This window comes from Corynebacterium sp., from assembly GCF_052107835.1.
Classification (GTDB): Bacteria; Actinomycetota; Actinomycetes; order Mycobacteriales; family Mycobacteriaceae; genus Corynebacterium.
On sequence record NZ_JBQEDF010000082.1, the window covers coordinates 1 to 9,319 of the forward strand.

Genomic DNA, 9,319 nt, shown 5'->3' on the forward strand with positions numbered 1-9,319 from the left:
ATCACGCACACTGTTTCATCGGAAGGTAGATACACCACTTCCCCGGACTTGACCGCCGGGGTTTCAGCCAGCGGGAGGAACTGGCCAAGCGTGTCCTCGGGGTGGACCGTGCCTGCGGCCACCATGTCGGAGTAGATCAGTCCGTTGAGGGCCTTGCCGACAGAGCCGAGGAGAAAAGTCTTGTCGGTCGGGTATCCAATCCCGCAGGTACGGGACCCGTCGGGGGACACCACGGCAAGGGAAGCACCGTACACTCCGCTTTTCGGTGCCTCGACGTGCCCAAAGAACTGCTCGGCGAGAGTCGTGTCACCGTGGATGGGTGAGCTGCGGCTGATTCTCCTGCGTTTCATCGGACTCCGTGTTCGTTGGTCGTCCCAGGACGGCATAGGTGACGACTGCTGTGCACAGTGCCAGGATGTAGGTGGTCATGAAGTTGTCGACGAGGATGGTGAAGATCGACAACGCGAACATGAATACGATGATTGACGTCCAGTAGCGGTCCATGGGGGTTCACCTCTCGGGATGTGTGGTTGTCATGTGCTGGCCGTTCTCCGGCAGTCCGTCCACCGGTCCGGCGTCCTCGCCCAGCCGGACCCCGTTGAAGGCGATGGGCAACCCTTGCGCGGTCCACAGCGATGCCCGGTCCATCAACTGAGCGTGGACGTGGGGCTCACTGCTGTTGCCGGAGTTGCCGCAGCGTCCTACCTGGTCGCCGGCGTGGACACGGTCGCCGACGGCAACGTTCACCGAGCCACGCTGCAGGTGGGCGACGGTGGCGAACAAACCGTCCCCGGTGCGGATGGTGACGTGGTTGCCGACGATGAATCCGGGACCACCCAGTTCCCGGATCATCCCCTCGAACATCAGGTAGATGAGGCCGGCCGGGTTGGACCGTGCCCTGTGGTCGCGATGCCGGTGGGTGGCGCTGACCACGGTGCCGTCGACCATGGCCAGTACGGGCTCGCCGAACGCGGGATACGTCCGCGGGTCGCGGAACACCGTGCCGCCGTATGCGGGGCGCGGGCTTCCGTCCTCCGGCTCGGCGACGACATCGATGGCGTAGGTCTGTCCGTAGCCACGGATGCCGTGGCTGGGGACGTTTGTCGCCGGGCTGTTGACCCCGAGCCAGCGACCAGCCACCGGGGACTGGACCGTGGTCGCCGGGTGTTCCGTCAGTAACCTCGGCCCACATACGCAGAGGAGCAGAACAAGAATGGAGATCACGAGGAGACTGGCACGGCAGAAATGTATCGCAGGGACCAGGTCCACGCTGTGAAGCGGGACGAGGTCGAGAATGACGACGGCGATGAACACGTAGACCGCGATCATGAACAAGGGCGTCCGGATCCGGTACAGCGTGAGCACGGCGTACTTCATCGTCCCGCCCCGGTTGTGCAGACCAGCGACGGGGCGACGCAGGCGCGGACCCGTCCGGCGGTGGCGGGTTGGCGGAGTTGACAGGTCCTCGTCCATGTCGGCAAGAGTACGGTATTACGTACCTACAAACAAGAGTAGCGGGGAAAAATGGCCGAACCGGGCGTAGGTCACCTGACCGGCGCGCCGGGGCCGAGCGGGATCCCGAGCCCCCACCAGAGGAAGAACAGCAGGCTCCACGAGATCGTCATGCACACCGCCAGCGGCAGGGTATGAGAGATCAGGGTGCCGATGCCGGCGGACTTCTGGTACTTCTGCATGAACCCGAGCGCCATGATGAAGTACGGACTCATCGGGGTGATCGCGGTCGAACCGGAGTCGGCGATGCGGAACAGCGCCTGGGAGGTCTCCGGGGGAACATCGAGGAGCATGAGCATCGGCACGATGACAGGCGCCATGATCGCCCACATCGCGGAACCCGAGGTGATGAGCACGTTGACGAGGGAGAGCATGACGAGCACGAGGATGAAGATGGCCCAGATCGGCAGACCGAGGTTCGTGAACATGTCGGACGACTTCACGGAGACGAGCATGCCGATGTTCGTCCACTCGAAGTACTCGAGGAACTGCGCGATGGCGAAGAAGAGGATCAGCACGGGCGTCATGCTGGCGAGCCCCTGGCCCATGAGCTTCGGGACGTCGGCCATTGTCTTGATGGTGCCCTCGCGGTAGCCGTAGACCATGCCGCCGACGCCGAAGATCATGGCGATGATGAACGCGATGCCGGTGAGGAACGGGGACTCGTCGAATGAGCCGTCGCCGCGCAGTGGCGCGCCTTCCGGGACGACCATCACGACGACGGCGATGATCATGGCAACGACCGCGAACATTGAGAGGCGCAGTGCCTTGCGTTCCTTGTCGGTGACCACGGAATCCTCGTACTCGGCGTCCTCGTCGGCCTCGAGGTTCTGCCGTTTGGTGAGGACGAGCTCGGTCACGATGGTGATGACGATGGCCAGCAGGACGGAACTGGCGATGTTGAAGAACCAGTTGCTGATCGGCGTCACCACGTAGTCGGGGTCGATGATGTTCGAGGCCGCGGTCGTGATGCCGGCGAAGATCGCGTCGTTGGGCGTGGGGATCGGACTGGCGTCGTACCCGGAGGCGATCGACGTGTAGGCCACGATGACCCCCAGGACGGGGGAGCGTCCGACCGCCTTGAACACCATCCCGCCGATCGGGACGAGAATGACGTAGGCCGCGGCTGAGGCGACGTGGGAGACCGTGCCCATGAACGCGACGGTGAACACGATGAGCGACGGCGGGACCTTCGCGATCGAGACCTTCATCGCGGTGGACAGCATTCCGGTGCGCTCGGCAAGCGCGACGCCCATGATGACGACCATGATCGTGATCAGCGGCGGGAAGGACTGGTAGGCGTCGAGGGCGGTACTCACGGCCATGGCGAGGCCGTCCCCGCTGAGCAGGTTGTTCACCGGCGTCCACTCTCCGTCGCCGGGGTCGTTCACCCCGACGTTGAAGAGCGAGAGGACGAGGCTGACGACGGCGAGGATGGCTGCGAGAATCCAGAACAGCCAGAAGGGGTGGGGAAGCTTGTTGCCAACCTTCTCGATGGTGTTGAGGGCCCGGATGAGGACAGGCAGACGTTCCTGCTTGTCGTGGGGGGTTGTGGTGGTTTCCATGTCTGACTCCGTTGGTGTGCAGGCGGGGGAGAATTCATGTTGATGCGGAATGAAAAGAACATGGCTGGAGGAGCCCAGTGCATTCCGCGGGCTGACGGGGTGTGGAGGGGTGCAGGGGTCGTACGGGGCGGGCGGTTACAGGCGGAGCATCTGCCGTGAGTAGTCCACGAGTGTGGTGGTGACCTCGTCGAGGATGTCCCTGCCGGCTGCGGCGGTGGCGCTGCGGGGGTCGCCGAGCACGCCGTTGTCGGCGTAGCGGTCGAAGGGGACTGCGCTGGACGGTGTCCTGGTCCTGCTCAGCCGCGACCGGGGATCGAGTTCGTCGAGTTTCGTTGCGCCGGCGGAGAGTCGGGGGGAATCGACGAGGTGCTCATTGATGGCGAGCACCTGCGAGGTCTCGGATTCGCCGCTGTGGCCGCTGACCTCTGTTCGGGGCAGTGCGGCGGTGGATTCCGTGGCGAGGGCGCTGACCGGTGAGTAGGCGAAGACGAGGTCCGGGTGGGAAGCGAGGAGGGTCTGCTGGGCCACGCCGAGCGCGGCGAGGTTGCCCCCGTGCCCTGTGATGACGAGGACCCGGGTGAAACCGGAGTCGGCGACGCTGCCCGCCACGGTCGTGACGAGCTCGATGAAGGTGCGTGGATCCAGGCTGACGGTCCCGGGGAGGGCCGTGTGGTGCGGGGAAACCCCGTAGTCGATGCCGGGGAGGACGAAGGCGCGGCCGTCGTCCTCTGTGCTGCCGGTGCCGGTGTCGCTCGCCAGTTCCTCGGCCAGGGCCAGTGCCACATGGTCGGCGCGGATGCTGTCGGTGCTCAACGGGAGGGCGTCGCCGTGCTGTTCACAGGCGCCCACCGGAAGGATGAGCAGGGTGTTCCTGGCTTTGGCGAGTTCGACCTCGGGGGAGGTCAGTTCGCCGTAGTGGCGGATTCCGGCGCGGATCTCGTTCACGGTGTTTCGGGTCATTGGGGGAATCCTCTCCGGCCGGGCGCGCCGGTGTCCGGGTCGTTGTTCGTCCAGTCGGACAGGACGGCGGCCTTGATCGCGATGAGGTGTTTTCGGGTCCGGTGCGAGGCCTCGAACCCGTCCCCGCGTTTGACCGCGTCCAGGATGTCGGTGTGCTCGTCGTGGTCGCGGAGACGGTCGTAGGTGGTGCGCGCCGCCTGCTGGGTACGGGAGTGGATGGCGAGGAGCGACACCAGCGTCTCGTGCAGCGCCCGGTTGCCGGACGCCCGCGCGAGTTCGACGTGGAAGTGTCCCGCGGGCACCGAGGTCTTGACCTTCAGGGCATTGTCGAGTGCGGATTCCATCGACATCACCGCCGCCGGTTCCTGGGCTTCCGCAGCGAGTTCGGCGATGCCTGGTTCGATCGCGATGCGGGCGTCGAGCAGTTCGATGGCCGCGGAGAGGTCGACGGGGGAGTAGTGCGGGTTGTCGAGGATGCGGCGGTTGATGGACTCGCGGACGTAGGTGCCCGAGCCGTGCCTGAGTTCGATCGACCCCATCGCCTCGAGGCGCCGCAGAGCCTCGCGGAGGGTGGGGACGGTGACCTCGAAGTGCTCGGCGAGCACCTTCGCCGACGGCAGGGACTGCCCGGGTTGCAGGTTGTCGGAGCGGATGGCGTCGACGATCTCGCGGGTGAGATGTTCAACGAGTCCGGTCGAAGCGGACATGGCACTCTCCTTCAAGTCATTAAGTCATCTAGTCAATTATGGAATCTAGTTCACCGGGTAAAGGTGTGTCAACGGTCACAGGGCCCGGACCGGTTCCGGGTTGTCGATGAAGAACCTCCACATCGTGTCTGTCGCGGAGAAGTGCTCGGTCACGTAGCCGCCGCCGCTGTACATGTCCTCACCTGGCCAGACGTGGCCACCATCGGCGACCGAGTAGAGCTCGACCTTGCTGTCACAGTCCGCCCAGCCGGTGAGGACGACGTCCTCGCTCCATTCTCCGATCTGCCGTTCAGTCATCGCGCCGCAGTCGGCGACGTCAGTCCAGGGGTCGAGCCAGTCGCGCACGCCCGGGTAGGTTTCGCCCTGGCGCTCGCCGCCGTCGTACTGCATGGTGGCGTCGCCGGTTCCGTGGATCGCGAGCATCGGCGTCGGTACGTCGTAGCTGCACCCCTCGGTCGACTGGGGGTAATAGGCGCCGGCGACCGAGGCGAAGGCGGAGAAGCGGTCGCGCATGTTGCAGGCGAGCAGCGAGACGAGCCCACCGCCGTTGGACTTCCCGGTCGCGTAGACGCGGTTGAGGTCGATGCAGTGCTCGTCCTCGATCGAATCGAGGAGATCGGACACGAACTGCAGGTCATCGGCGCCGCTCGCGTAAGGGGCGCCCTGCCAGGAGCGCTTGTCCTCGCTGGCGACCCCGTCGGGGAAGGCGGTGACCGCGGGCAGGTCGGTCAGGCCGGTGTAGTTCTGGAACTCGGCCCCGTCGGAGCCGTTGCCGTGGAAGCCCAGGATCAGCGGCGTCGGTGTCGACTCGTCGTAGGCACGGGGGACGTTGAGCCGGTACGTCCGTTCCTCCCCGCCGGAATCGAGCGAGTACTCGTCATTGCCCGGGGTTTGTTCGGTGCCGCAGCCTGCGGAGGGGAGGGCGTCCAGCGCGGTGCCGGAGTCGGGTTGGGGGAGTGACCCCGTGGTGGATCCGGTGGCCGAGCCGCTGGCGCTGCCGGGTACGGCACCCGAGGCCGGTATGAGGGCGGCTGTCCCGCCGAACACGAGCGCGGTAGCCAGGGCGGTGGACAAGGTGGTGGTCAGGGGTCGTTTCATGGACAGGGGCACGGAGAGTCTCCTCTGATCGTCAATGGTGATGTCCGTCACTGTACACAAGTCATTAGATGACTTCCATTCAACAGGGAAACTTCATTGCCGCGGCATTTAGGGGCCAAGCATGAAGGTACCGCTTGACATATGAAGGTACCTGCGTAATATTCAGTCCTGAAGGTACCTGAAAAGCAGGTACCGTAACATAGTCAGGGAGACACCATGAATGACAGCACCGAGAACACGTTCGACACCCCGGACCTCACGAACCAGCTCATGCATCTGGCCATGATGCTGCGTCGGACGGACATGGTCGGCCATCCCGGCCGCCCCTTCGGCGGCACGCGCGCAGGGCAGGGTCGCGTCCTGCACATCCTCACACTGCAGAGTCCCATGTCTCAGAAGGAACTCGCCTACATGCTGGGCGTTCGTCCGCAGTCACTCAGTGAACTGCTGGGCAAGCTGGAGTCGTCGGGGTACGTCGAGCGCAAGCGCGACGAGGGCGACCGCCGCACCTTCATCGTGGAGATCACCGACGAGGGGCGTACCGCTGCCGCGGACACCCCCGAGACCGACGACCCGTTCGACGTCCTGGCCGACGGGGAGCAGGAGAAGCTCGCGGAAATGCTGGAACGGGTGACGGTCGCCGTGCGGGAGAAGCTCCCGGAGCGGCCCCGCGGCCGAGACGTCGGGGGGCATGGCGGCCATGGCCACCACGGCCCGCACAGCCATGGTGAGGAACCCCACGGTGGGATGGGCACGGCCTTCTTCCGGAGGGATTCCTGGGGCTTCGGCCGGTTCGGCGGTCCGCACCCTCACTTCGCCTGACGGTCCCGCACACAGAAATCCCCGCCACCCGGGGGAACGCGAACAAAGCAGTTCGCCTACCCCCGGACGGCGAGGATTCCGAGGTGGGAGAAGACTACGCGTTCACGGACGCGCGTGCCTTCTCGGCGGCGGAGACCAGCACCTTGATCGAGGCGGTGGTCTCCTCCCAGGCGCGGGTCTTCAGGCCGCAGTCCGGGTTGACCCACAGCTGGCGGGCCGGGACGGCCTCCAGGGCCTCGGTCAGCAGGGTGTCGACCTCGGACTGCTCGGGGACGCGCGGGGAGTGGATGTCCCACACGCCCGGGCCGACTCCCAGCTCGAAGCCGGAGTCACGCAGGGCGTGCAGCACCTGCATACCGTTGCGGGCGGCCTCGATGGAGGTCACGTCCGCGTCCAGGTCGCCCACCGTGCCGATGAGCTCGTTGAACTCGGAGTAGCACATGTGGGTGTGGATCTGGGTCGCGTCCGCCGCGCCTGCGGTGGCCAGACGGAAGGAACCCACGGCCCAGGCCAGGTAGGCGGGCTGCTGGGCCGCGCGCAGTGGCAGCAGCTCGCGGATGGCGGGCTCGTCGACCTGGACGATCTTCGCCCCGGCGTCCGCCAGGTCGGAGATCTCGTCGCGCAGTGCCAGGGCGACCTGGTCGGCAGTGGCACCCAGCGGCTGGTCGTCGCGGACGAAGGACCAGGCGAGCATGGTCACCGGACCGGTGAGCATTCCCTTGACCGGCTTGTCGGTGAGGGCCTGTGCCACCTGGAACCACTCGACGGTCATGGGCTCCGGGCGGGTCACGTCGCCGAACAGGATCGGCGGGCGCACGCACCGCGAACCGTAGGACTGCACCCAGGCCAGGTCGGTGGAGTGGTAGCCCTCGAGCTGCTCGGAGAAGTACTGCACCATGTCGTTGCGCTCGGGCTCGCCGTGGACGAACACGTCCAGGCCCAGGTTCTCCTGGCGCTCGATGACGTCCTTGATCTCGTCGACCATCGCCTGGTGGTACTGCTCGGGCGTGAACTCACCCTTGCGCAGCTTCGCGCGGGCCTGGCGGATCTCGGTGGTCTGCGGGAACGAACCGATGGTGGTGGTCGGCAGCGGCGGCAGGCCAAGCTCAGCGTCCTGCACCTCGCGGCGCTGGTCGAAGGGATTGCGGCTGCGGTCTGCGTCGGTGACGGCGTCCGTGCGGGTGCGCAGCGCGGAGCTGCGGGTGCGCTCGGAGGCGCGGCGGGACGCGACGGCCTCGTGGGCTTCGGCCACGGCGGCCTTGTCCTCCTCGGTCTCGGTGCCGGTCAGCAGGCGGGACAGGACGGCGACCTCGGCGACCTTCTCGGCCCCGAAGGCGAGCCAGCTGCGCAGCTCGGCATCGTCGTCCAGGCTGGTCTCCTGGGCAAGGGAGTAGGGGACGTGCAGCAGGGACGAGGAGGTGGACACGCCGACCGGACCGCGGGCGGCCAGGGACTTCAGGGTCTCCAGCGCGCGGGCCAGGTCGGTGCGCCAGATGTTGCGGCCGTCGACGACACCGGCGAGGATCTCCTCGTCACCGGTCCAGGACGGCAGCAGGTCTGCGTCCGCGATGTTGGTGTCGTCCGCCTGGCGCTCGTCGGTGCGTCCGGTGACCAGGTCCACGCCGAAGGCGTCGATGCCGATGCCGGAGAGGGTCTTGACCCCCAGGTCGCCGTCGCCGAAGAAGGTCTGGACCAGCAGCTTCGCGTCCGATGCGGCGACCAGCTTCTCGTAGCCGGCGCGGGTGCGGGCCAACAGGTCGGCCTTGCGGGCCTCGTCCTTGTCGACGTCGGTGACCAGGTAGGGTTCATCGAACTGGACCCACTCCGCGCCACGCTCCACGAGGCGGGGCAGCAGGCGGGAGTATGCCTCGAAGATCTCCTCGAGGTGGGTCAGCGCGTCCGACCCGTCGGTGGTACGGGCCAGGGCGAGGTAGGTCAGCGGGCCGATGATGACCGGACGCGCCGCGGTGCCGCGGGTGACCTGGTCGCCCAGGTCGGCCAGCAGGGCGGCGTCGTCGAGGCGGAAAACGGTGTCGGCGGCGAGCTCGGGCACGATGTAGTGGTAGTTCGTGTCGAACCACTTGGTCATCGCGGACGCCGGGAGCTCGGCGGTGCCGCGGGCGGCGGCGAAGAGCCGGTCGACGTAGGCGGGCAGGCCGTCATTGCCGTGGTCGTCGATGTCGGCAACCCGGGCAGGCAGTGCGCCGAGCAGGGCGGAGGTGTCCAGCATCGAGTCGTAGAAGCTACGGCCGATGGTCGGGACGGAGTCCAGGCCGGCCTCGGTGAGGTTGTCGGCCTGCTGGTTGACCAGCTGGGTGGCGACGGTGGCCAGGTTGCGTCCGGTGGACGCGTCCTTCCAGTAGGTCTCGAGGGCCTTCTTCAGCTCGCGCTTCGGGCCGATGCGCGGAACCCCGGCGACGGTGGCGTTGATCTGTGCGTTCACAAATGATCCTTCACATGTGGATGTACGGTTCTCGCCGTCGGACGATGGTCCACGTGCGTTCTCCCGTGACGTTGCGCCTCCCCCGGGGCGCGGAAAAGCCCCGGGGCGGCCGCACACTACGGGGACCGCACGCTGCGGAATGCGGGGCATTCCACAGGTTCCGCCTCGTCCGGGGCTCCAGGAGGGGAACTCGACTCTCGTCGACTGCTTCG

General features: G+C 66.6%; 8 protein-coding genes and 1 pseudogene. 1 reads left to right on the top strand and 8 read right to left on the bottom strand.

Going from position 1 to position 9,319, the window contains the following annotated elements; translation table 11 throughout:
• The 7 genes and pseudogenes from ACTIL2_RS14525 to ACTIL2_RS14555 form a co-directional block, all read right to left on the bottom strand.
• Positions 1-233 (bottom strand): annotated as a pseudogene (locus tag ACTIL2_RS14525) (hypothetical protein); the annotation flags it as partial.
• A 73-nt stretch (positions 234-306) separates the two neighbouring features.
• Positions 307-504, bottom strand: coding sequence for a hypothetical protein (locus tag ACTIL2_RS14530; protein WP_442338190.1), 198 nt, complete (start codon positions 502-504; stop codon positions 307-309).
• 6 nt (positions 505-510) lie between these two features.
• The gene (locus ACTIL2_RS14535) at positions 511-1,473 is read right to left on the bottom strand and encodes a M23 family metallopeptidase (RefSeq protein WP_442338191.1); all 963 of its coding nucleotides are present in this window, start codon (positions 1,471-1,473) and stop codon (positions 511-513) included.
• A gap of 71 nt (positions 1,474-1,544) precedes the next feature.
• Positions 1,545-3,077, bottom strand: a complete 1,533-nt coding sequence (locus ACTIL2_RS14540; RefSeq protein WP_442338192.1) for an AbgT family transporter — start codon at positions 3,075-3,077, stop codon at positions 1,545-1,547.
• Positions 3,078-3,212: 135 nt separating this feature from the next.
• Positions 3,213-4,037: a creatininase family protein gene (locus tag ACTIL2_RS14545; protein WP_442338193.1), complete on the bottom strand. Its 825-nt coding sequence runs from the start codon at positions 4,035-4,037 to the stop codon at positions 3,213-3,215.
• A complete protein-coding gene (locus ACTIL2_RS14550) occupies positions 4,034-4,744 on the bottom strand; it encodes a FadR/GntR family transcriptional regulator (RefSeq protein WP_442338194.1) in 711 nt (236 codons plus the stop codon). Before ACTIL2_RS14550 ends, ACTIL2_RS14545 begins: the two co-directional genes overlap by 4 nt.
• 75 nt (positions 4,745-4,819) lie before the next feature.
• Positions 4,820-5,854 carry an alpha/beta hydrolase family esterase gene (locus tag ACTIL2_RS14555; RefSeq protein ID WP_442338195.1) on the bottom strand — a complete coding sequence of 345 codons (1,035 nt, stop codon included), beginning with the start codon at positions 5,852-5,854 and terminating at the stop codon, positions 4,820-4,822.
• Between the two features lie 204 nt (positions 5,855-6,058).
• Here ACTIL2_RS14555 and ACTIL2_RS14560 point away from each other — a divergent pair, with 204 nt between their 5' ends.
• The gene (locus ACTIL2_RS14560; RefSeq protein WP_442338196.1) at positions 6,059-6,664 is read left to right on the top strand and encodes a MarR family winged helix-turn-helix transcriptional regulator; all 606 of its coding nucleotides are present in this window, start codon (positions 6,059-6,061) and stop codon (positions 6,662-6,664) included.
• A gap of 94 nt (positions 6,665-6,758) precedes the next feature.
• Here ACTIL2_RS14560 and metE read toward each other — a convergent pair whose 3' ends face one another.
• The gene (metE, locus tag ACTIL2_RS14565) at positions 6,759-9,107 is read right to left on the bottom strand and encodes a 5-methyltetrahydropteroyltriglutamate--homocysteine S-methyltransferase (protein WP_442338197.1); all 2,349 of its coding nucleotides are present in this window, start codon (positions 9,105-9,107) and stop codon (positions 6,759-6,761) included.
• Between the last annotated feature and the right edge of the window lie 212 nt (positions 9,108-9,319).

What these genes read in the sequence shown, in the direction of transcription:
- ACTIL2_RS14560 (WP_442338196.1), top strand. Translation starts at nt 6,059, where the DNA reads ATGAATGACAGCACCGAGAACACGTTCGACACCCCGGACCTCACGAAC.
- ACTIL2_RS14535 (WP_442338191.1), bottom strand. Translation starts at nt 1,473, where the DNA reads ATGGACGAGGACCTGTCAACTCCGCCAACCCGCCACCGCCGGACGGGT.
- ACTIL2_RS14540 (WP_442338192.1), bottom strand. Translation starts at nt 3,077, where the DNA reads ATGGAAACCACCACAACCCCCCACGACAAGCAGGAACGTCTGCCTGTC.
- ACTIL2_RS14545 (WP_442338193.1), bottom strand. Translation starts at nt 4,037, where the DNA reads ATGACCCGAAACACCGTGAACGAGATCCGCGCCGGAATCCGCCACTAC.
- ACTIL2_RS14530 (WP_442338190.1), bottom strand. Translation starts at nt 504, where the DNA reads ATGGACCGCTACTGGACGTCAATCATCGTATTCATGTTCGCGTTGTCG.
- ACTIL2_RS14550 (WP_442338194.1), bottom strand. Translation starts at nt 4,744, where the DNA reads ATGTCCGCTTCGACCGGACTCGTTGAACATCTCACCCGCGAGATCGTC.